Source organism: Microvirga sp. jy35 (assembly GCF_056148915.1).
The window spans coordinates 1-763 of the sequence record NZ_JBWBEW010000127.1; the positions used below are offsets into that span (position 1 = coordinate 1).

Annotated in this window: 1 pseudogene; it reads right to left on the bottom strand. The window is 57.1% G+C overall.

The features are described from left to right. Positions 1 to 10: 10 nt before the first annotated feature. Positions 11 to 709 (bottom strand): annotated as a pseudogene (locus tag AC0QTX_RS27515) (IS6 family transposase). Positions 710 to 763: the final 54 nt, after the last annotated feature.

Here is a 763-nt window from a genome sequence, read left to right on the forward strand (position 1 = left end):
AATGGATTGCTCAGGCGGCAAGACCGAAGAGCTGGTTCACAAGACGGATTTCGCCTGTCACACCGGACTGCGGCAGGATGCAGTGGCCACGCCGGATCATGCGCATGACCTCAAACCCTCTCAGGGTTGCGGAGGCTGTCTTCATCCGCTGGAAGCCACGGGTTGGGCGGATCACACGCTTGAGCGCGCCGTGATCCGCCTCGATGACATTGTTCTAGTATTTCGAGGTCCGGTGCTCGACATCTTTCGACAGCAGCCCTTCGCTTTGTAAGCGTCGGATGGCCTTCGGGTACGAGGCCAGCTTGTCGGTCGTGATTGAGGATGGAGGATAGTCGCCCATCATCTTGAGGGCTTTGCGCAAGAAGCAATAAGCGGCTCGGGTATTACGGCGATCCGAGAGCATGAAGTCGATCAGCTGGCCACGTTTGTCGATCGCCCGGAACAGGTACTTCCACCTGCCGCCCACTCGAACAAAAGTCTCATCCACGCGCCATGAGCCTGAGCGATGCCCCTGAAAGTGGCGGATTCGCTTCTCGATCTCCGGCGCATAGCGCTGAACCCACCGAAAGATTGTGGATGGGTCTATGTTGACGCCTCGCTCCTGCATCATTTCGGCGAGATCGCGGTAACTGATGCCGTACTTGCAGTACCAGCGCACGCATAACAGGATGATCTCAACGGGAAAGCGACGGCGCTTAAACAGAGACAACTGGACGGCTCCTCAATTAGCCATCCCTCGCTACACTGCCAAGGTTAATGCAAC